Source organism: Williamsia sp. z71 (assembly GCF_059553375.1).
The window spans coordinates 417,803-438,075 of the sequence record NZ_JCANWX010000002.1 but is presented as its reverse complement, the minus strand read 5'-3'; the positions used below and the strand labels follow the sequence as shown (position 1 = coordinate 438,075).

The 20,273-nt window shown below is 64.2% G+C and carries 22 protein-coding genes, 1 tRNA gene and 1 pseudogene; 12 read left to right on the top strand and 12 right to left on the bottom strand.

Features of this window, described 5'->3' with window-relative positions:
• The first annotated feature begins 10 nt into the window (after positions 1 to 10).
• Both AC51GR_RS06225 and AC51GR_RS06220 read left to right on the top strand, forming a co-directional pair.
• Positions 11 to 697: an HAD hydrolase-like protein gene (locus AC51GR_RS06225; protein ID WP_496323725.1), complete on the top strand. Its 687-nt coding sequence runs from the start codon at positions 11 to 13 to the stop codon at positions 695 to 697.
• Positions 690 to 1,154, top strand: a complete 465-nt coding sequence (locus AC51GR_RS06220; RefSeq protein WP_496323724.1) for a low molecular weight protein-tyrosine-phosphatase — start codon at positions 690 to 692, stop codon at positions 1,152 to 1,154. Before AC51GR_RS06225 ends, AC51GR_RS06220 begins: the two co-directional genes overlap by 8 nt.
• A gap of 20 nt (positions 1,155 to 1,174) precedes the next feature.
• Here the strand turns inward: AC51GR_RS06220 and AC51GR_RS06215 are convergent, their stop codons facing one another.
• Positions 1,175 to 2,218 (bottom strand): zinc-binding metallopeptidase family protein, encoded by a 1,044-nt coding sequence (locus AC51GR_RS06215; RefSeq protein WP_496323723.1) that lies wholly within the window; start codon positions 2,216 to 2,218, stop codon positions 1,175 to 1,177.
• Positions 2,219 to 2,358: 140 nt separating this feature from the next.
• On the opposite strand from AC51GR_RS06215, the gene AC51GR_RS06210 reads away from it, so the two are divergent.
• Positions 2,359 to 3,267, top strand: a complete 909-nt coding sequence (locus AC51GR_RS06210; RefSeq protein WP_496323722.1) for an SURF1 family cytochrome oxidase biogenesis protein — start codon at positions 2,359 to 2,361, stop codon at positions 3,265 to 3,267.
• On the opposite strand, the gene AC51GR_RS06205 is transcribed toward AC51GR_RS06210, so the two are convergent.
• Positions 3,181 to 4,146, bottom strand: coding sequence for a cobalamin biosynthesis protein (locus AC51GR_RS06205; RefSeq protein WP_496323721.1), 966 nt, complete (start codon positions 4,144 to 4,146; stop codon positions 3,181 to 3,183). The two genes, AC51GR_RS06210 and AC51GR_RS06205, sit on opposite strands and share 87 nt — an antisense overlap.
• A 146-nt stretch (positions 4,147 to 4,292) precedes the next feature.
• Between AC51GR_RS06205 and AC51GR_RS06200 the strand changes: the two genes are divergently transcribed.
• Both AC51GR_RS06200 and AC51GR_RS06195 read left to right on the top strand, forming a co-directional pair.
• Complete coding sequence (locus AC51GR_RS06200) at positions 4,293 to 5,669, top strand: sulfite reductase subunit alpha (RefSeq protein ID WP_496323720.1); 1,377 nt, start codon at positions 4,293 to 4,295, stop codon at positions 5,667 to 5,669.
• Between the two features lie 5 nt (positions 5,670 to 5,674).
• The gene (locus AC51GR_RS06195) at positions 5,675 to 6,550 is read left to right on the top strand and encodes a spermidine synthase (protein WP_496323719.1); all 876 of its coding nucleotides are present in this window, start codon (positions 5,675 to 5,677) and stop codon (positions 6,548 to 6,550) included.
• On the opposite strand, the gene AC51GR_RS06190 is transcribed toward AC51GR_RS06195, so the two are convergent.
• Positions 6,524 to 7,969 (bottom strand): ABC transporter substrate-binding protein, encoded by a 1,446-nt coding sequence (locus tag AC51GR_RS06190; RefSeq protein WP_496323718.1) that lies wholly within the window; start codon positions 7,967 to 7,969, stop codon positions 6,524 to 6,526. The genes AC51GR_RS06195 and AC51GR_RS06190 overlap by 27 nt on opposite strands.
• A 772-nt stretch (positions 7,970 to 8,741) precedes the next feature.
• Here AC51GR_RS06190 and AC51GR_RS06185 point away from each other — a divergent pair.
• Complete coding sequence (locus tag AC51GR_RS06185) at positions 8,742 to 9,740, top strand: isopenicillin N synthase family dioxygenase (RefSeq protein WP_496323717.1); 999 nt, start codon at positions 8,742 to 8,744, stop codon at positions 9,738 to 9,740.
• Here AC51GR_RS06185 and AC51GR_RS06180 read toward each other — a convergent pair.
• Both AC51GR_RS06180 and AC51GR_RS06175 read right to left on the bottom strand, forming a co-directional pair.
• Complete coding sequence (locus AC51GR_RS06180) at positions 9,689 to 10,069, bottom strand: DUF1330 domain-containing protein (protein WP_496323716.1); 381 nt, start codon at positions 10,067 to 10,069, stop codon at positions 9,689 to 9,691. The genes AC51GR_RS06185 and AC51GR_RS06180 overlap by 52 nt on opposite strands.
• Positions 10,070 to 10,211: 142 nt before the next feature.
• Complete coding sequence (locus AC51GR_RS06175) at positions 10,212 to 10,895, bottom strand: CPBP family intramembrane glutamic endopeptidase (RefSeq protein ID WP_496323715.1); 684 nt, start codon at positions 10,893 to 10,895, stop codon at positions 10,212 to 10,214.
• 126 nt (positions 10,896 to 11,021) lie between these two features.
• On the opposite strand from AC51GR_RS06175, the gene AC51GR_RS06170 reads away from it, so the two are divergent.
• Together AC51GR_RS06170 and AC51GR_RS06165 are read left to right on the top strand one after the other, a co-directional pair.
• Positions 11,022 to 11,474, top strand: a complete 453-nt coding sequence (locus AC51GR_RS06170; protein ID WP_496323714.1) for a DUF4262 domain-containing protein — start codon at positions 11,022 to 11,024, stop codon at positions 11,472 to 11,474.
• A 53-nt stretch (positions 11,475 to 11,527) separates the two neighbouring features.
• Positions 11,528 to 12,793, top strand: coding sequence for a vWA domain-containing protein (locus tag AC51GR_RS06165; protein WP_496323713.1), 1,266 nt, complete (start codon positions 11,528 to 11,530; stop codon positions 12,791 to 12,793).
• 109 nt (positions 12,794 to 12,902) lie between these two features.
• Here AC51GR_RS06165 and AC51GR_RS06160 read toward each other — a convergent pair whose 3' ends face one another.
• On the bottom strand, positions 12,903 to 13,670 hold the full coding sequence (locus tag AC51GR_RS06160) for an ABC transporter permease (RefSeq protein ID WP_496323712.1): 768 nt from the start codon (positions 13,668 to 13,670) through the stop codon (positions 12,903 to 12,905).
• A gap of 25 nt (positions 13,671 to 13,695) precedes the next feature.
• A complete protein-coding gene (locus AC51GR_RS06155) occupies positions 13,696 to 14,685 on the bottom strand; it encodes an ABC transporter ATP-binding protein (RefSeq protein WP_496323711.1) in 990 nt (329 codons plus the stop codon).
• 96 nt (positions 14,686 to 14,781) lie between these two features.
• Between AC51GR_RS06155 and AC51GR_RS06150 the strand changes: the two genes are divergently transcribed.
• The gene (locus tag AC51GR_RS06150; protein WP_496323710.1) at positions 14,782 to 15,750 is read left to right on the top strand and encodes a helix-turn-helix transcriptional regulator; all 969 of its coding nucleotides are present in this window, start codon (positions 14,782 to 14,784) and stop codon (positions 15,748 to 15,750) included.
• Here the strand turns inward: AC51GR_RS06150 and AC51GR_RS06145 are convergent.
• Positions 15,735 to 16,310 (bottom strand): annotated as a pseudogene (locus AC51GR_RS06145) (potassium channel family protein); the annotation flags it as partial. The gene AC51GR_RS06150 and the pseudogene AC51GR_RS06145 sit on opposite strands and share 16 nt — an antisense overlap.
• Positions 16,311 to 16,333: 23 nt before the next feature.
• Here AC51GR_RS06145 and AC51GR_RS06140 point away from each other — a divergent pair.
• The 3 genes from AC51GR_RS06140 (at position 16,334) to AC51GR_RS06130 (ending at position 18,297) form a co-directional block, all read left to right on the top strand.
• Positions 16,334 to 16,792 carry an OsmC family protein gene (locus AC51GR_RS06140; RefSeq protein WP_496323709.1) on the top strand — a complete coding sequence of 153 codons (459 nt, stop codon included), beginning with the start codon at positions 16,334 to 16,336 and terminating at the stop codon, positions 16,790 to 16,792.
• A gap of 159 nt (positions 16,793 to 16,951) precedes the next feature.
• On the top strand, positions 16,952 to 17,152 hold the full coding sequence (locus tag AC51GR_RS06135; RefSeq protein WP_496324102.1) for an NfeD C-terminal domain-containing protein: 201 nt from the start codon (positions 16,952 to 16,954) through the stop codon (positions 17,150 to 17,152).
• 47 nt (positions 17,153 to 17,199) lie between these two features.
• Positions 17,200 to 18,297 (top strand): flotillin family protein, encoded by a 1,098-nt coding sequence (locus AC51GR_RS06130; protein WP_496323708.1) that lies wholly within the window; start codon positions 17,200 to 17,202, stop codon positions 18,295 to 18,297.
• A gap of 87 nt (positions 18,298 to 18,384) precedes the next feature.
• Here AC51GR_RS06130 and AC51GR_RS06125 read toward each other — a convergent pair.
• The 4 genes from AC51GR_RS06125 to AC51GR_RS06110 all read right to left on the bottom strand — a co-directional run bounded on the left by AC51GR_RS06125 (position 18,385) and on the right by AC51GR_RS06110 (position 20,093).
• A tRNA-Val gene (locus tag AC51GR_RS06125) sits at positions 18,385 to 18,456 on the bottom strand.
• 96 nt (positions 18,457 to 18,552) lie between these two features.
• A complete protein-coding gene (locus AC51GR_RS06120) occupies positions 18,553 to 19,035 on the bottom strand; it encodes a peroxiredoxin (protein WP_496323707.1) in 483 nt (160 codons plus the stop codon).
• A complete protein-coding gene (locus AC51GR_RS06115) occupies positions 19,032 to 19,454 on the bottom strand; it encodes a DUF3052 domain-containing protein (protein ID WP_496323706.1) in 423 nt (140 codons plus the stop codon). The genes AC51GR_RS06120 and AC51GR_RS06115 overlap by 4 nt, the downstream gene beginning before the upstream one ends.
• 105 nt (positions 19,455 to 19,559) lie before the next feature.
• Entirely contained in the window at positions 19,560 to 20,093 is a 534-nt protein-coding gene (locus tag AC51GR_RS06110; protein WP_496323705.1) for an Rv2240c family protein, read from the bottom strand.
• Positions 20,094 to 20,273: the final 180 nt, after the last annotated feature.

The following is a 20,273-nucleotide window of genomic DNA, read 5'->3' as shown; positions in this document are numbered from 1 at the left end:
GGATGGAGTGGTGAGTTCGATCAACAGGCCTGACCTTCCGGACCCGGCCGATCCGGCGACCATTCTGCTGTTCGACCTCGACGGCACGATCACCGATTCGTTCGAGGGCATCGAGAAGAGTTTCCGCCACGCGCTCGCCGCGGTCGGCGCACCCGAACCCGACCCGGCGCTCGTCGCCGGACTCGCCGGACCACCGATGATCGACAGCCTGCGCGGCATGGACCTCGACGACGCCGACGTCGAGGCCGCCATGGCCGCCTATCGGCAGCGTTACGTCGAGACCGGATGGCTGGAGAACTCGGTCTTCGACGGCATGGCCGACCTGCTGGCCGACCTGACGCAGTCCGGTCGGCTGATGGCCGTCGCGACCTCCAAGAACCAGGACACCGCCCAGGCGATCCTCGAACATTTCGGTCTCGCCTCGCATTTCAAGTACATCGCCGGGGCCTCCGGCGACGGCAGCAGGCGCAGCAAGTCCGACGTGATCGGACACGCCCTGAGCGAACTCGGCATCGCCGACGCCGCAGATCATCCGATCGTCATGATCGGCGACCGGTCCCACGACGTCCACGGTTCGGCGCAGTACGGGATCCCGGCGATCTTCGTCGACTGGGGGTACGCGGTCGGTGACGAGGGCGCCGACGCCGCCTGGACGGTGGACTCGGTGGACCGGTTGAGGAAGCTGATCCATGGCTGAACCACTACACGTCACGTTTGTCTGCACCGGCAACATCTGCCGGTCACCGATGGCGCAGAACATCTTTCGGCGCGCACTCGAAGACTCCGGCCTGGACGGCAAGGTCCGCGTGACGAGCGCTGGTACCGGCGGCTGGCACGTCGGCGATCCCGCCGACGCCCGTGCGCGCACCGAATTGACTGCTGCGGGATACGACGACGAACACACCGCTGCAAAAGTGGGCCCCGAGCATCTGGACGCCGACCTGCTGATCGCAATGGACAGCAGCCACGACGCAGCCCTGCACAAGATGGGCGCCGGCGACCGGACCCGGCTGCTGCGCAGTTTCGATCCCGACGCCGACGACGTCGACATCGCCGACCCGTACTACGGCAGCGACAAAGACTTCGCGACCGTGCGCACCCAGATCGAGGCCGCCATGCCCGGACTTCTCGATTGGGTGCGCACGCGGGTGTAGATCTCCGGCGTTCTTTCGGATCAGAGGGCTGCCGGGGCGATCAGTCCATGGATGAACCGCATCTTCTCGAGCACCTTCGGCGGCAGCACGAACGGGTAGAGATCCCGATGCCCCATCGACCGGTTGATCTGGTTCAGCGCCCAGGTCAGCGGTAACCACAGGTCGATGATCTGATCGAACCCCACATCCCCGACCAGCACGCTGTCGAGCGTTGCGCCGGCAGGTGCCATCGCGAACGCGGCGGCGGTGTCGAGGGTGTCGCGGATGTGGAGATAATGCGCGAACGTCTCGGCCCAGTCCTCGGCGGGATGCATCGTCGCGTAGGACGAGACGTAATCCTGTTTCCAGTCATCGGGCGGACCCTGGCTGTAGTGCCGGTCGAGCGCCGCCTGATAGTCGTCGTCGGGGTTGCCGAAGAGTTCTTCGAACCGGGGCCGATGCTCACCGGTCCCGACCAGCACCATCTGGTAGTAGTGCCCGATCTCGTGGCGGAAGTGCCCGATCAGGGTCCGGTAGGGCTCGTCCATCGACACCCGCAACTGTTCTCGGTGCACGTCGTCGCCCTCGGCCAGGTCCAGGGTGATCACCCCGTCGGCATGACCGGTGATCACCTTCGTCTTGGCACTCGAGAGCAGATCGAAGGCCAGCCCGGTCTGCGGATCGACGTCCCGGCCTTCGATCGGCAGGCCCAACTCACTGAGTTCGAGGATCACGCGCCGCTTGTTGGTCTCGGCGGTACCGAACGCCGCGATCGCATCGACGTCCTTGTCGGCCGGACGGGTCCGCGTCAGGCGGCACGATTCACAGAGCGCCGACGGATCCGGCTCTCCTTCGGGGCTGCTTGCACCCGGCTCGACCGGGGGCACCAACCAGTTGCACGAGATCAGTTCGAAGTTGGCACACCGGACGAGAACGTCGCCGTCGATCTCGGTGGTCGCCTCCTCGTCCAGCGTGAACATGGTGCGCGACGGCAGATGAAACCCCAACGGGCTACTGCAGCTCAAGCACAGCGTGTTCTCGAAAGACAACTTCTGTCCACATTTACGACACACCAGATCGCGCATTCGAGCCTCCCCAACACGTGGCGGGCCGTCCGCCCGCCAACCTCGCCAAGAGTAACCAGGCCGAGGTCGGTCGGCAGGATTCGCCGCACGTGTGTATGGGGAGTCGGGGGACACATCGAGCAGCTCGGTACCGTATAGGGGTGCGCATCCTCCGTAGTTTCCTTCGGCCCGGCTGGCTTCTGCTCGCTGTCGTTGTGGTCGCTTTCGCGGTGGCGTGCTTCTGGCTCCTCGCGCCCTGGCAACTGGGCAAGAACTCGGACAATGAACACCAGAACGATTTGCTCCGCAAGGCCGAGACCACGGACCCGGTGCCGATCGCAGATCTGTACGACGACGGGCAACCGGTCGAGGACGCCGAATGGCGCAAGGTCCTGGTGACCGGCACCTATCTCCCCGAGCAGCAGGCTGTCGTCCGCCTCCGCCATATCGATGGGCAGCCGGCGTACGAGGTGCTCACACCGCTGCAGAGCACCGACGGCGCCACCTATCTCGTCAATCGTGGATATGTGACACCGCTGCAGGGCACGTCGCTGCCACCTATCGCGGCACCACCGACCGGCGAGGTCACGGTCGAGGCTCGGATCCGTTCGGCCGAAGGCACCAGTCCCGGCCGAGAACCCCGCGTCGAAGCCGGTGCCCTGCAGGTGTATTCGATCGACCCCACGGTCCTGGGTGCTGCCGTCGATCTCCCACTGACCAACGGATACCTCCAGCTCGATGAGGGTCAGCCCGGCGGTCTCGGCGTGATGGGTCTCCCCCAGCTCGATTCGGGTCCGTACCTGTCGTACGGATTGCAATGGATCGCGTTCGGCGTGATGGCCCCGCTGGGATTGGGCTACTTCGCCTGGTCCGAATACAAGCAACGCCGTGCCGCCAAGGACGGGACGATCCCGAAGAAGCCCCGCGAGCGCGGGCGCGAGACCCGGGAAGCGCTGGCGGCGTCGTCGACCGGGGGCGCCGGTTCAGAGGTTCGCGGTGGGGTGATCGGTTCGGGTCCGAAGGCCGATCAGGGCAGCAGCGACAAGCTGTCCGACCGCTACGGCCGCTAACGCTCCGACCTGAACTCGTCGGGACAGCTGAGCTGTCCGACGTACGTCCTGCGCGGCCGGTGCCGGACCCCGGCCGAGGACCGGCCGATCCTCGATCCGGTGGCGATAGACGGTCCGGCCGCCGATCGACACCCCGAGCGCCCCGGCGAACGCAGCCTCGACCACACCCGCATTCGGACTGGGATGAGCCCGGGCATCACGCCGGACCGCGGCCACCGCGCCTCGCCGATTCGGCCCGAGGGCGATCACCAGTGCCCCGGTCAGACGTGCCGGCAGATAGTTCGCAACATCGTCGAGCCGGGCACTGGCCCAGCCGAAGTTCTCGTAGCGCTCGTTGCGGTAGCCGACCATCGCGTCGAGGGTGTTGATCATCCGGTAGGCCAGCAGCCCGGGAACGCCCGCCACGAACCCCCACAGCAGCGGCGCCACCGCCGCATCAGATGTGTTCTCTGCCACTGATTCCACCGCCGCACGCGCCATCCCGGATGCGTCGAGGCTGTTCGGATCACGACCGCACAGACTCGGGATGAGCCCGCGGGCTCCGTCGACGTGACCGGCTTCCAACTCATCGGCCAACCGGTCGCCGACGTCCGCCAATGACGATCCGCCCAGCGCAACCCACGTGGCCAACGCCACACCGACCACACCGCCGCGTCGACCGATGAGCCCGGCACCGAGCGCAGTGCCCACACAGACCGCGGTGAAGGCCACTCCGGCCGACCGCGAATCGCGATACAGGAGCCGTTCTAGCCTGCCCGCAGAGATCCCCATCCCGGCCACCGGATGCAGTCGCCGCGGATCGCCGAACCTACGATCGAGGAGATAGCCGATCGCCAACCCTGCTGTCCGGTGCGCTCCCGATGACCTCACCGGCCACATCCTAGGTCCATGTGATCCAGATCCATGCGATCGGCCGACACCACCAGCTGAGGGTACCCTCAGCACCGTCTGGTGCCGCTTCAATGGAGCAGCGGTACCCGACGCAGGTACACGCACGCGCGCAGACTTCGGAGAGCAATCAGGCCATGAAAACGTCCAACCTGCCCGATGACGCCCAGTTCACCGGAGATGAGCGGCTGTGGTTGTCCGGCTTCCTTGCCGGCTACGACACCGGATCGGCGTCCGGGACCATCGTCGCCTCCCGCGAGGACGTCCTCGCCCGCGCCCTGATCGCGTTACGTGACCTGGATACGACAACTGATGCACCGGAGATTTTGCACGCTGTGACCGCCACCACCGAAACCCCTTCTCTGCCACGGGCGGACAAACCGAAGCGCTCCCCCTGGACCCGCAAGAACCCGTACGGCGCGACGCTCGTCGCGAACCGTCCGCTGCGGGGATCTGAATCCCGCAAGGACGTCCGTCACGTGGTGTTCGACCTCGGTGACAGCGACATCGACTATGAGGCCGGCGACGGGCTGGGCATCAAGCCGGTCAACGATCCGGCGTTGGTGGCCGCGCTGATCGAGCGCATCGGCGCCGACCCCGACGAGATGATCACCACGCGCGCCGGCGAGTCGACACTTCGCGACCTGCTCACCTTCGAGTACGAGATCTCGCTGCCGACGCGGGAGCTGATCAACCACATGGCCGATCACTCCGGCGACGCCGAACTCGTCCACATCCTCTCGACGGAAGACCGCGAAGCGCTCGAGGGTTGGTTGTGGGGCAAAGATGTCCTCGACCTCCTCGACCTCGAGCCGACCCTGCAGATCTCCGCCGCCGAACTCATCGACCTGCTGCGGCCCCTCGCCCACCGCGTCTATTCGATCTCGTCGAGCCCGCTGACCCACCGCGGCATGGTCCATCTGACGGTTGCCGCGGTGCGTCACCGTTCGGGCGAGCGTGACCGACGCGGACAGTGCTCGACGTATCTGGCCGACCGGATAAAGGCCGGCGGAACCGCAGGAGTCTTCCTCTCGAAGAACAAGTCGTTCCGGTTGCCGGCCGACGACTCGGTTCCGGTGATCATGATCGGTCCCGGCACCGGCGTGGCACCCTTCCGGTCGTTCCTCTACGAACGCAAGGCCCGCGGCGCGCGCGGCCGCAACTGGTTGTTCTTCGGTGATCATCACCGGGCCACCGATTTCATGTACGAGGACGAGATCGTCCAGTTCCAGCGCGACGGCATCCTCACCCGCCTCGACCTGGCCTTCTCCCGCGACCAGGAGCACAAGATCTACGTCCAGGACCGGATGCGTGAGAACGGTGACGAACTGTTCGGCTGGCTCCGCGATGGAGCGCACCTCTACGTCTGCGGCGACGCATCGCAGATGGCCAAGGACGTCGACGCCGCACTGCATGATGTGGTCGCCGAACACGGCGGCCTCGACGCCGACGCCGCCGAGGATTTCGTGAACACCCTCAAACGCGAAAAGCGTTATCTCCGTGACGTGTACTGACGTCGATGGCCAAATCGCGTAAGAACACCCAGTCCCGCAGGTCCACGCCGGCCCGCGAGGACGACGGGCCGAAGCCGGGCATCTACCCCATCGACACGGGTACGTGTGAGCTCGTCCGCGATCACCTGACCGACGGCTGGATGATCACCGTCAACGGTGCGCAGAGCTCGCATATCAACCTGGCCGATCCGACCATGCTCGATTTCGAGTACATGCAGTGGATGGCCGAGTTGATCGGTGACCATTGGCCCACCACCGAGCGGCTGCGCGCCCTGCATCTGGGCGCCGGCGCGTGTTCGATGGCGCGCTATCTCGCAGCCACCTATCCCGACGCGAGGCAGGTCGCCGTCGACATCGACAAGCGGCTGACCGAACTGGTCCGCGAGTGGTTCAACCTGCCCCGCGCGCCGCTTCTGCGACTTCGTGCGGGCGATGCGCGGGAGGTCACCGAGTCGCTCACCGACACAACCCGGGATCTGATCATCCGCGACGTGTTCTCCGGGGTCGTCACGCCGCCGGAGCTGACCACGCTGGAGTTCGTCAACCAGGTGCGACGGGTGTTGGCGCCCGGCGGCATCTATGTCGTGAACTGCGGAGACACCCGCGATCTGACCTTGGCGCGCGCCGAGGCCGCCACCATGGGAACCATCTTCGAACACATGGTGATCATCGCCGATCCGGCCATGCTCAAGGGCCGCCGCTACGGCAACATCGTGATCGCGGGCAGCGACACCGAGATCGGCCGCTCCCCTGCGCTGACCCGCGCGCTCCTCGGCGGCGGCGTGCCCGCGCAGATCTGGGACAACACCAGGGTTCGCGAGTTCGCCGCGGCCGGAAAGGTGTTGCGCGACCCGTCAGTTCAGCCAGACGTCCTCGGGTAGCGGTGATCCCAGGGTGTACAGATCGACCCCGTGGACGTTCGCCCCGAAGATGACGCTGGGCAGGGCCCTGACGTACCAGACGCCGGGATAAATCTCTGCCAAACGCTTCTGGACGGTTTCGTAGGCTTGGGTGCGTTCCTCTGGTGTCGACGCGGTTCGACCGAGATCCAGCGCCTGATCCAACTCAGGATCGTTGACACCCAGGAAGTTGCCCGACGACGTCGAATGGAACGACGGCCACAGGCCGGCGTCCGGGTCTTCGAAGAGTGATGCGGTGATCGTCATGTCGAAATCACGCTGACCGGCACGCGCGGTGGCCGCTGCATAGTCCACGACCTCGACCTCGACGTCGACATTGTCGAATGCACTCAATTGCGTCTGAACACCTTCGGCAACCGCTTTGCTCTCGGTGGTGGGATAGGAAAGGAATGTGAACGAGACCGGTTTTCCTTCTGCGGCCAACTCATCGAACAGTTCCTGCGCTCGCGCCTTGTCGGCTGATCGAATCTGAACATCGCTGAAGAACGGTGACCCTTTGGCGAGTAGCGTTGCCGGGACCTCTGCTTCGTTGTTGTAGACAACGGTGTTCAGTGCATCGCGGTCCACGGCGAGCGCAATGGCTTCGCGGGCGCGGATGTCATTGAACGGGGCCCGGCGGAAGTTCATGCCCACGATCTGGCCGCCGCTGGTGGCGACGACCTGACCGGTCAGGCCCGCCTTTTCGGCCTTGTGAATGTTCGCCCAATTTGTTTCGGAGGCGAGATCGGCTCCGCCGGTGGTCATCACGTTGATTCGCTGATTGCTGTCGGGCACGGTGGTGATGGTGATCTGGTCCAGATACGGTTTGGGCGCGTCCCAGAACCCCGGATTCTTGGTCAGGTCGATCGCATCCTGACGAGCCCAGTTGGACAGCACGAACGGCCCTGCGCCGACCGGATTTTCGTCAAAAGCTTTCGTCCCCTTGGCCAGTGCGGTGGGAGAAGCAATCCAGTTCATCGACCCGCTGAGCAGCGATTGAGCAAAATGCGGATTGGCGGTCGTCATGGTCACCTTGAGGTTCTGCGGGTCGATCACCTCGGTGGCGGCCACCTGCGTTGCCTGTCGGATCGACGTCGAGCCCAGCGCCGGATCTTTCAGGCGATCCCAATTGAACTTGACCGCTGCGGCATCGAGCGGTGTGTCGTCGGTGAACGTCAGTCCCGGGCGCAAGGCGAGATTGAACGTGACGCCTCCGTCGGAGCTGGAGAAGTCGGTGGCCATCTTGTACTCGATCGCGAGCGATTCGCCATTGTTGACCATCAATGCGCCATACAGCGCGTTACCCAGGACCGGTTGGTGTGACCAGGTATTCGTCAACGCCGCGGGATCGAGAGAGCGTGGTTCGCCGCTCTGCAATATCCGCGCGGAACCTCCCGCCACCGGTGTGCCTTCGCCTTCGGACGCACCATTGCCGTTCGAGGTACTGCCTCCACCGCACGCGGCCAACAATAGGATCAGCACAACGGAAAGCGATGACGCGGCAATCCTGGGCATACGTCTGTTTCGGGGCACTGTCGACCTCTCGAGTCGGGTGAGCGTGGCAAGGCAGCATCCGGTGCCACGAGTCCAAACGAACTTCGCAGCGGTTCGTGGGGATGAGTATTCGCCAATCGTGGTGTGGAACAAGGGTTCCGAAGTCACCAAGGGATATCGGCGACTGGCTTGTGCTCTCGTGAAGCCAGTGACTGAACCGTACCCTCGAGCCCACCATTCCCGGGACGTATTCGGACATTGCATTTCGACAAGGCCGCGATTGAGAGATGCGAATACGACAAGACCCCGACCTCGATTCACTCGAAGTCGGGGTCTTGGCACGGTTCTATTCGGCTTGTGTCTCTTCGTCTTCCGTATCGACACCCAAGACCTCTGCTCCGGGCGTCGCGGGGGCCAACACTTCACTGTCGGTATTTTCGGATGGGACCTCCGTCTCGCGGAATTCCTCTGGTTCCCTGGCTGCCATCGTCTACCTCTCATGGTGCTGGTCATGCAGTTCCACACTGCTCTCGGAGACCACACGAATGTGGGCTGTGAGCCGAATTACCCCATCTTGGTCGCCACGAAACCCCATGTGCCGATCCGTCTTGCAACAAGTACTCGGATCGGCCTGAATCCATCGGTGGCGACAGGCGCGGGACGGGCTACCGTTGGCGGTGTGCTCCCCGTGATCGATCTGGCCGAACTCGAGACCACCGCCGGCCGGCATGAGCTCCGTGCCGTCACCCACGAGGTCGGTGTCTTCTACCTCGTGGGCCACGGGGTGGATCCGCAACTCATCCACCGCGTCCAGTCCACGGCCCGCGCCTTCTTCGCACTCCCGGACGAGGACAAATCGGCGGTCTCGATGATCAACAGTCCTCACTTCCGTGGCTACAACCGCCTCGGTGGCGAGTTCACCAACGGCGAGGTCGATTGGCGCGAACAGATCGATATCGGCCCCGATCGCGACCCGCTCGATCACGCAACCGGTTACCTGCGCCTACAGGGGCACAACCAGTGGCCGGCGGCTCTACCCGAGCTGCGCTCGGCGATCACCGATTACGATGCCGCACTCTCCGAGGTATCGCTTCGCCTGCTGCGTCATTGGGCCGCGGGGCTTTCGGCCGATCCCGGCTTGTTCGACGACGCCTTCGCCCATGCCCCGGCGACCCTGATCAAGCTGGTGCGTTACCCGGCCCGTCCGGCCGCAACGGTGGCCGGTGATCAGGGTGTCGGTGCGCACAAGGATTCCGGTGTGCTGACGCTACTGCTGATCGAGGAGGGGTCCTCCGGCCTACAGGTGGAGACGTCGGACGGGAACTGGATCGACGCGCCGCCCCTGCCCGGGGCGTTTGTCGTCAATATCGGCGAGATGCTGGAAGTGGCAACCCACGGCTATCTGCGGGCCACCAGGCATCGGGTTCTGACGCCTCCGGGGGCGGGTGAACGCGTATCGATCCCCTACTTCTTCAGCCCGGCTCTCGACGCGGTGATACCGACGGTCGATCTGCCCGCCGAACTCGCGGCCAAGGCCCGAGGCGTCGAGCAGGACCCGGCCAATCCGCTCTATTCGACCTACGGCGAGAACACCTGGAAAAGCCGCACCCGGGCCCATCCGGACGTCTATGCACGCTGGTATCCGGACGAGGCCGCGGCGGACGGCGAGCCGGTCTGAGGTCGATCAGCCAGGATGTCGGTCGCCCGGTGGTCGGCGTCGACACCTTCGAACAGTGCGACCGTGCCCTTCGAGTTGTTGGTGCGGAGCGGGGCGATGACCTGGTAGGCATCGGAGTCATACCAGCGTTGCGCGCCGTCTGAGCTCGGGAACCGTACGACGATGAGGTCGCCGGGCCAGGTCCCCTCGCGGACGTTCGGCCGAGCGCCATGGATGAGGAACCGGCCGTCGAACGGCGCCAGGGTGTCGTCGATACGTCGCAGGTATTCGGTGATGTCGTCTCCCATGGAGACGTCGTCGAGGACGGCGACCGCGTAGCTCTCGCTCATGGCTGGGGCTCCTGTCTGTCTTTTCTGCCGGGTTGTATTCAAGTGTGGGCGAGCCGCAGAAGCACGTCGATTACCTCCCGGGTAATTCGCCGACGGCACTTCGTCCGGGTCCCACCGGGCACACCGTTGCTCTGCGCAGATTTCAGGCGAGTTGCCACGCGAGTGCGGCACCGAGTGCACCGGTGCCGTTGACCGCCCAGTGAAAAGCCATCGGCGCCAACAGACTGTCGCTTCGTAGTCGTAGCCAGATGAAGATCAACCCGGAGGTACCGGTCACGATGACGGCGCCGGCCACGCCGGCGATCTGTGCGAGCACACCTGCCCCGAGCAGATCGGTCAGCCCGCCGTTGCCCTCGGTCAGCCCGAGGGAGGACGAGACGTGCCAGAGACCGAACAATCCGGCACCGGCGACGTAAACCACCCACACCGGTGCGGCCCGGACCAGGGCCGCATTGAGCACACCCCGGAAGAGGAGTTCCTCGGGGATCACCGTCTGCAGCGGAATGATCACGAACGCACCCCACAGCGCCACCGATACGTTGTCGTAGTGATCTGACAGGTACAGAGACCGGGTCCACGGCAGCAGGGCGCCGCCGATCGCGATCACCGCAACGGGGATCAGGATCGCCGCAGCCCATTTGAGCCCCCTGCGGTGTTGACTGCGGGCCAGCCCCAGCTCGTTCCAGCTGTATCCCCGCCACCGGGCGTAGACGAGCAGGCCGAGTGCGCCGAGGGGGACGAACAACGTGATCGCATGGTCGAACGTGAAGTGGGCAAGCCCGTTGATCAGCGCAAGGACACCGACCACCACCGCCACATCACGCATCCGCGAACTCTATCCGTCCCCCCAGAGGCCGGCCATGGCTTCGCCGATCCGATTGTCGGAGCCGCCCATTAGGGTGCTCCGCATACGCGATCGGCTCCGAAGATCGCACCGCCACAGGAGGACACGATGCGTCTGCAGTCCGATCCCGTCGACTTCGCCCACCGCGCCATCGCCAAGCGGTACTGGACCGTCACCGCGGTTCGCGCCAATCCCGCAGCCGGCTTCCCGTCGCACGCCTACACCACCGGGCTGACCTCGCTCGGTCATCCCGAGCTGATCGTCTACGGACTCGATCCCGGCATCGCCGGGTCGATCCTCAACACCGTCGGCCACCGGGTCGCGCGGGCCGGCGGCAAACTCGCTGCAGGTGAACGCCTCTCCGGATTCATCGACGACGATCTCGACCTCATGGTGATCGAAGCATTGACCACCAGCGACCTGCGGGTCGCCCGGGCGGTCTACGGTGAGGTGGCGGCCTGGCAGTTGGTGTGGCCCGATGCCACCGGCGAATACCCGTGGAGCGCTCACTACGGCATGGCCCGCACAACTCAACCGCTCGCCGGCCTGCCCGCCGCCTGAAGGGTCGGCCGTCCCCCGCGCAAGAACCGCCGGGCACTGTAGATAATGGGCCGATGGTCTCCTTGACGCGTGGCGCCAACACCTCCATCAACACCGGCCCGGTGACGGTTGAGGTCTCCGGAGCCCAACCCGGCATGGTCGATGTGATGGCCTTCCAGCTGGCCGGCGATCACAAGACCCGCACCGACGGCGACTTCGTCTTCTTCAATCAGCCGAGCTCCCCGGAAGGTGCGGTTGTCCTGTCCGGGACCGCCACACTGTCGATCGACCTCGCGCGGATCCCCGTCGACATCGAGACCGTTGCCGTCGCGGTCGCCTGCGACGAGGGTTGCACCGCCGCGCTGGCCTCCCTTCCCGGTCTCGCCGTCGCCGTCAGTGGGGCCGGCGTCGCGGTGGAGTTACCGGCCGCCGGACTCACGACCGAGCGGGCGGCCGTACTCGGCGAGATCTATCGCCGCAACGGGCTATGGAAGGTGCGCAACGTCAGCGCCGGGTGGGACCGCGGGTTCGCCGACCTCGTCCGTGAACACGGGGTGAGCGTCGACGAAGCTCCGGCCGCACCGCCGACACCAATACCGCCGGCGAGCGAAATCGACGTGAGAAGTGTTGCGGGAGAAGAGAAACTCTCGCTCGAAAAGCGTCAGCGTCTCGACATGCGCAAGCGCGAAGTGCACAAGGTGCTGCTGTCCAAGAACGCCGCCGGCGTGCGGGCCCGGGTTGTCATCGTCATCGACAAGACCGGAAGCATGGCCCAGCAGTATTCCAAGAAGGTGATCCACCGGGTCGTCGAGCGCATGCTGGCCGTGGCCACCCAGATCGACGACGACGGACAACTCGAGCCGTACATGTACGCCAAGTCCTTCCTGCGGGTACCGGACATCAGCGTGGACAACGTCGAGTCGTGGACCGGCGAATACCTCCACATCTACGGCAAGCACGGCGGATTCGACTACGACAAAATCGGCGCCACCAACGAAGAACTGCCGATCATGAACGAAATCCTGGGTTCGGTGACACCCGGGCGTCCGGTACTCGTCCTGTTCTTCACCGACGGCGGATTCCGCAAGAAGGGCCCGATCAGCGCCCTCATGCGGGCGGCGTCGAGTGCCCCTGTCTTCTGGCAGTTCGTGGGCATCGGCAAGGCGAACTACGGCGTCCTCGAACAACTCGACGAGATGGAGGGCCGGGTCGTCGACAACGCCGGCTTCTTCGCGCTCGACGACATCGACAATGTCTCCGACGATGAGCTGTATCAGCGACTGCTCTCCGAATTCCCCGACTGGCTCCGCGCCGCGAAGGCCGCGAACATCCTGACCTGAGGCACCCGACCCCTCCCCACCCCGGCCCGAGCCACCCCGAAACTGTGCCCTTTTGGCGGGTCCCACCTGGGGTTTTGTTCGCCAAAAGGGCACAGTTTCGGGGGCGGGGTCAGGCTCGGGACGCCGCGCCCATCGCCCGGATGCCCACGGCCAGACCACCGCACGCCATCAACGCCGCGGCCAATGCGCCGGCGCCGATCACCGAGAAGTCGAAGTCGCCGACAAAGAGCGCTCTTTCGGCTTCGACGACGTAGTGCAACGGATTGATGCTCACCAGGAATCTCATCCAGCCGGGCGCATCATCGAGCGGCAGCATCGTTCCCGACAGGATCAGCAGCGGGAACATCAAAGTCTGTTGTACGGTCCAGAACACCCAATCCTGTTCGCGGACAGCCAGAGCCAGACTGTACGAGAGCGACCCCAGACCGACCCCGAAGACGGCCAGGATTCCGATCCCGATCGCCGCTCCCCCGATGTTGATGTCGAAGCCCAGCGGCAATCCGATCAACAGGATGACAACCGCCTGCGCCGCCAGCGGTACCATCTCTTTCAAAGCGCGGCCCAGTAGCAGTGAACTGCGACTCAGCGGGGTCACGAGCATCCGTTCGTGACTGCCGCTGTGCATCTCGTCCAGCAGGTTCGCGCCGGTCATCGAGGTTCCGAAGATTGCGATCATCGCTAGAACACCCGGGATGAACCAATTCCAGACGTTGCCCGAATCCGCCGCCCCCGGAACACCTTTCAACAGCGGTCCGAACAGGGCCAGCAGGATCAGCGGCTGAACGAGGCTGAAGATCACCGTGAACGGGTCACGGACGGTGGGCCGTAGTTCACGAACCAGGACGATCGAACTGTCTCGCATGAGGTTTGTTGTCATCAGAGTTCTCCTTGGATGCAGTGGGTCAGGCGGCTGCGGATTCGCGCAAGCTGCGCCCGGTGAGTGAGAGGAAGACATCGTCGAGGGTCGGACGGGTCGCTTGTGCCGTGCGTATGGTGATCGCCCGCTCGGTGGCCGCTGCGATCAATGTCGGCAGCATCACGTCGGCACCTTCCACCTCGAGCCCGACGGTCAGAGCATCGACCACCACGCCGCGGACCCGATCGAAACCGGTTGCCAGCCGGGCCAATTCGTCCGCGTCAGCGCTCGAGTCGAGGGTGAACTCGATGCTGTCCCCTGCCAGCCGGTCTTTCAGCACCGCCGCAGAATCGTCCGCGATCACCGTGCCCTTGTCGATGACCACCACCCGTTCGGCCATCGCGTCGGCCTCTTCGAGATAGTGCGTGGTCAGCACGATGGTCGCCCCGGTGTCTGTGCGCAGTCGCCCGATGTGCGTCCACAGGTTGGCCCGGCTCTGCGGATCCATCCCGGTGGTCGGTTCGTCGAGGAAGATCACCGGAGGGCGATGAACAATGCCCAGTGCGATGTCGAGTCGGCGACGCTGCCCACCGGAGAGTGTGCCGACCTTTCGGTTCTCCATGCCCGTCAGGTCGAGTGCGGTGATCAATTCGTCGGCGCGGGAGACACTTTCGGATTTCTTGATGCCATAGCACAGTCCTTGGGTCACGAGTTCCTCACGGACGCGCTGATTGTTGCCGCCACCGTTGCCCTGACCGACATAACCGATCTGTCGCCGGACCGCGTCGGGATCGTCGGCGATGTTCTGCCCGGCGACCCAGGCCGAGCCCGAGGTCGGACGCAGCAGTGTGGTGATCATGCGCAGGGTCGTCGACTTCCCGGCACCGTTCGGACCGAGCAGGGCCAGCAACTCCCCTTCCGCCACGGTCAGGTCTATTCCCTTGACCGCCTCGACCGTGTTCTTTCCCTGTTTGAATGTCTTGGTCAATGCCGCGACCTCGATCGCCGGCGCGGCCTTGTCGGTACCCAGTGTCATCTTGTGCCTCCAGAAGTTGCCCGTGAACTGCATTGACTTGAAGCTATGACGCAATGAGGACAGAATCGGTCCGCATTTTCTGGCAAAGTGATACGCATGTTGGACACGTCGGCGCGACTGCTCCGCCTCCTGAGCCTGTTGCAGACCCGGAAAGAATGGTCGGGCGCCGACTTGGCCGAACGGCTCAACATCACCACCCGCACGGTCCGGCGCGACATCGACCGACTCCGCGAACTCGGCTATCCGGTGGACGGCACGGTCGGGGTGGGCGGCGGCTACCAACTCGGCGCCGGCGCGGAGATGCCTCCGCTGCTCCTCGACGATCAGGAGGTCCTCGCGGTGGCCCTCGGGCTCGGAGCCGGTGCCACGGCGTCGGTCACCGGGCTCGACGAAGCCGGGGTGCGGGCGATGTCGAAGTTGCGGCAGGTGATGCCGTCCCGACTGCGTCACCGGCTCGATTCCCTCCAGATCGACGCCACCCCGATGCACGCGGCCGTATCCCAGGTCGAAGCGACCGTGCTGTCCGATGTGGCGGCGGTCTGCCACCGGCACGAACGCCTGCGGTTCGACTACCGTGCCCGCGACGGCGCCGAAACCCGCCGCGAAGTGGAGCCATATCGTTTGGTGCGCAGCGGATTACGCTGGTACCTGCTCGCCTGGGACCTCGGTCGGGACGACTGGCGTTCCTTCCGCGTCGATCGCCTGACCCCGAAGATCCCGACCGGCCCCAGGTTCACCCCACGCGAACTTCCAGAAGGTGGTGCCGCCGCGTTCATCGCCGCCAGCATCGGGTCCGTGTACCGGCAGTCCACTGCCCGGGTGCGGATCCACCGCCCCCTCCAACAGGTCGCGGAGATGGTCGATTCCGCCTGGGGTGAGGTCGAGAGTGGTGATGCCAACAGCTGCGAGGTCGCGCTCTTCGGCAAGTCGCTGACGTCGATTGCCCGGTGGCTGTACGCATTCGACGCCGACTTCACGATCATCTCTCCCGCGGAACTACGCACGGAATGCCGTATCGTCGCAGACTTCCACATCAAGACTGCCGAGCGTTATCGCAATGCCTGATCAGAAGTCGAGTCGGCTGGAGCATTCTCGCCCGGCAATGGCACCGACCCGGCTGTTGTCAGCATTGCCTTGAGTTCAGCGACCTCGCTCCGGAGCAGGTCTATGTGCGCCGCAGTCGCCGCCTGGTTCGCCGTGTCCTCTTCGGCAACTCGCTGAACAATCCAGGATGCCAACGTAGCGGTGACAACACCTATCAGACTGATCCCGCCGATCATCAAGAGCGCGGCGATGACCCGGCCGGTTGCCGAAACTGGCGCGTAGTCGCCATATCCGACCGTCGTGACAGTGGTGATCGACCACCAGAGCGCCTCACCGAACGACTGTATGCCCGCGTCGGCATGTGCCCGCTCGGCCTCCAGGATCGCCAGCGACGCAACATAGATGAGCAGAATGGCACTGGCCACCGTATAGATGATCACCCGTCCTCGAATGACTCCTCCGACGACCTTCTGGAACACACCGATCAAGATGACCAAGCGCAGCAGCCGCAGCGGCCGCAGAATCGGCAAGGCGACAATCGCCAGGTCGATGAGGTGGCGATAGAACCACCGAAAACGCTGCGTGGACAGAGTTATTGTCACTCATGGCGACTCACACGTATTTCTCACACCTCGTCTGGGAAGGTTCGACCGGCGGCGGGTATCGCGCGTATTCGCGCGACCACCGGGGCGTGACGCCACCGGCGCTCGACGAGATCGGACTGAGTGCCGATCCGCATTTCCGGGGCAACGACCAGTTGATGAATCCCGAACAACTCGTTGTGCTGGCGGCCAGTTCATGTCAACTTCTGTCATTCCTCGCCGTTGCCGCTCGCGCCGGAATTGATGTTCTGGGCTACGAGGACGATGCCTGCGGCGCAATGAGCGACGCTTCCACGCCGGCTCGCATCGACACCATCGATCTCTCACCCACCATCCGGGTGGCGCCGGGCACCGACACCGATCAGGTTCTGGCCATTGTCGAACAGGCCCACCACGGGTGCTACATCGCCAATTCGCTGAACACAGATGTCAGGGTCACCCCCACAATTCACCTCGAATGAAGTGCGCACCCCGGCTATATTCGACCGGTGATCACCACCGATTCCGCAAAGAATTACGCGCTCACCAGAAATCTTCTGATCCTTGTCGAGATCGCCAACGGGATCAAGATCTACAAACTGCGCCAGAACCGCTGAAGGGGCGCGGCCCCCGTGGATCCGATGGTCGGCAAGCTCGGTACCGCATACCTTTCGATCGAGGCCGGTGGATATGGTGAGGTGGTCCTCACCGTGAGCGGCGCGAGTCAAACGTTTGTGGCGACGTCGTCGGTCGACATCGCCCGTGGCGACGACATCTTGGTGATCGACCGGACCGATGACGGAAGCCTGGTTGTCGAGAAATGGTTTCCGTCCCCGAAGTGATTGCGCGCCGGCAGAAATAGCACCACCAACTGAAAGCAGGACGATTGATGCTCGGCTATCACGTGCCCGATCCCGACGAAGCCATGATCATCTCCGGAAAAAAGTCACACGACGAGAATGCACCATTCCTGGTGATCATCGGCCATGGCAAGTGGGTGATGCCGTTCTTCCGCCGCGTCAGCTATCTGTCCCTGGCGATGCACGAGGCCGCCATCGAAGAGACGTGTGTGACCACGCAGGGCATCCAACTCAAGGTCCGCGCGGTGATCGCACACAAGGTGGGGTCGGACACCGAGTCCATTGTCAATGCCGGACAACGATTCATCTCCGAACAGTCAAACGAGATGAATCAGCTGACCGGCCAGATCTTTTCGGGCCACCTGCGCTCCATCGTCGGGTCCATGACCGTCGAGCAGATCATTCGTGAACGCGACACCCTGGCCCGGCAGGTCCTCGATGCGTCGAAGCGTGAGCTGACCCTGATCGGCCTGAAGGTCGACTCCTTCCAGATCCAGTCGATCGACGATCTCGGTTCGGGTTACATCAAGTCCCTCGCCGCGCCCGAGGTCGCCCGGGTGCAGCGTGATGCCGCCGTCGCCCAGGCAGCTGCCGAGCAGCAAGCTGTGGAAGCCCAGCAGAAATCTGCACGGGCACAGGCGGACTACGAGCGCGAGACCGCCCTCAAGCGGGCCGAGATCAAATCCCAGACCGACAAGGCCAACGCCGAAGCCGCGCAGGCCGGTCCACTGGCCCAGGCCCGCGTGAACCAGGAGATCACCACGGAGCAGACCAAATTGGCGCAGACCACGGCAGAGCTGCGCGAGCGCCAACTTCTGTCCGAGGTGATCAAACCCGCGGAGGCCGAGGCACAGCGCACGCGCATCCTGGCCGAGGCCGAGGCCGCCGCCATCAGGATCCAGGCCGCTGCCGCCGCCGAGAACGACCGCATCTCACTCGACCAGCTGCTGATCGAGCAGCTGCCCGAGCTCGTCGAAGCGGTGTCCAAGGGTTTGGCCGGCGCGAATCTGACCGTGTTCAACGGGGCACAGGGTGTCAACGAACTCGCGACCAACGTCGTCGCACAGGGGATGTCGATCCTCGATACCGTGCAAGGCCGATTCGGTCAGAAAACAGAAGAAAGCTGACTCCGCTCGCGTTCCTCACATTCGCTCGCGCTACAGAGCGAGCGGGTGTGAGAACTGTGAGCAGGCCTGTCCATTGTTCGATGTCGGTGCGCGCAGAGGGATTTGAACCCCCGACCGCTGGTGTGTAAGACCAGAGCTCTACCGCTGAGCTATACGCGCAAGGCGGCTGAACGAAGGCGAGTTCGCCAGCCGCGACGGCGAGAGAAAACATTCGGACTCGCCGCCCATCCGATCACCCGAAGGTGCCGGACACACTCAAGAATTTAGCGTGGCCAGAGCTTTCTCCCAAAGCGACTGGTCACGGACCTGACCGGGATCCATCATCTCCGAAAAAGTGATGATCCCGTTCTTGTCGATGACGAACGTTCCGCGGTTCGGATAGCCCTTGTCGTGGTTCAAGACGCCATAGGCCTCCGACACCTCACCGTGCGGCCAGAAGTCCGCCAGGATCGGGAACAGATACCCCTGAGCCGACGACCACACCTTGTGCGTGGGTGAACTACCCACCGATACGGCGACGAACTCGGAATTCTCGTTCGAGAACAGGGGCAGCCGATCCCGGACCATGCTCAGTTCGCCCTCGCAGGTTCCGGTGAACGCCAGTGGAAAGAACACCAGCAGAACGTTCTTCTTGCCGTGGTAGTCGGCGAGACTGACCACTTGATTGTTTTGGTCACGCAGGCTGAAGCCGGGAGCCTCGGTTCCCACCTGGAGCTCCCGACCGAGAGAGGAAGTCATGCTCTCTTGCCGACCCGCGTCTTCGGTTGGACCAAGCGCGATCCCAGCCATTCGCCGAAACTCACGGCGCTGGTCTGGGTGAGACCTGCTGTCGGGGCGGCCTCGGCGACCTCGGTGGGGTCGACGTATCCCTCGTTGCCGGTTTTCGGCGACAACACCCAGACGAATCCGTCATCGGCAAGTGGTCCGATGGCGTCCATCAATGTATCGACCAGGTCCCCGTCACCGTCGCGCCACCACAGCACGACCATGTCGACGACCTCGTCCGAATCCTCATCGACCATCTCAGCGTCGATGGTGTCTTCGATGAGGCCGCGCAGGTCGTCGTCGGTGTCCTCATCCCACCCCAGCTCCTGCACGATCATGCCCGCTGTCACTCCCAGCTTCTGGGCGCGATCACCATCTGAAGCGGCAACCAACGCGACGACCTCCTGTCAAAAAATGGGTGAACACGGTTTCGTGCCCACTTAGATCACTCAAGCGAACAGGGTAAACCCCCAAGTTGCAAGCCGAATGCCGGTTTTTCAATCGGAAAGCCCCCCGCAAACGTCCACCACCTTGTTCCGCGCCTCGATCCACTGCCCCGCCGGTTCGTTGAGGCCGGACTGATTTTGGCCCTCTATCGCCCGCACCAGCTCCTGGTTCCGGACGAAAAATGCGCTGACAAGTCGGCTCAACGAAGCGTCGACGTCAGGCACCAATTTGGCCTTGATCACCTGCTCACCGGCGTTGAGCTGATCGATCGCGACCTGTGCGGCGCCACCGATCGCCGAATACGACTGCACTTCATTGAGTTTGGTCACGAAGTCGTTGTAGTTGCCGAGCATCGTCACCACGGTGGTGGTGAACTGCGAGCACAATTCCAGCGTGAGATTTCTGGCGGCTTGCGCGCGCCGCGCCGAGTCGGCGGCCCGTGACTGCGCCGCTGCCACTGACTGCTCACTCCGGTACGCCGACACCTGGCGCCCGTCGACAGAACTCGCGCCGTCGATCGTGGCCGCGCACCCGGTCACGCCCAACCCGACAACCGCACAGACGGCCACACCCCAAACTCTCACAGACCAGATACTGCCCGACGTGCGCGCAATAAGGCGACGAAACGCCCGTGGGTAGGGTTACTTTGCCGCGCACCGGTGCCTTTACTCATCAGTTGCGGCACGATTAAGACAACGTCGAAACCACACCCCGGTTCCGGCGGGTCAATCCCGTTGACGGCGGCCACCGCTGCCGAGTGACTC